Origin of the sequence: Candidatus Accumulibacter vicinus, assembly GCF_000584955.1 — a bacterium.
Lineage (GTDB): Bacteria > Pseudomonadota > Gammaproteobacteria > Burkholderiales > Rhodocyclaceae > Accumulibacter > Accumulibacter vicinus.
The window spans coordinates 153,921-154,157 of sequence record NZ_JDSS02000020.1; the positions used below are offsets into that span (position 1 = coordinate 153,921).

The 237-nt window shown below is 71.3% G+C and carries 1 pseudogene; it reads left to right on the forward strand.

The features are described 5' to 3' along the window. A pseudogene (locus tag CAPSK01_RS22420) lies at positions 1-237 on the forward strand (chemotaxis protein CheA); the annotation flags it as partial.

Here is a 237-nt window from a genome sequence, read left to right on the forward strand (position 1 = left end):
GACGCGGCCGGCGCCACTCCGGTCGCCAGCGCGCCGGTCGAACACGCCGGCCCGGTCGAAAGCTCGGGCGGCGGCATCGTCGATACCGACGCCTGGCACATTTCGGTGCGCTTCGGACCCGAGGTCATGAAAGGCGGCGTCGATCCGCTGTCGCTGCTGCACTACCTGGCCTCGCTCGGCGAGATCATGGACCTCGCCACCCTCGCCGAAGCCATGCCGCCGGCCGCCGAGATGGAC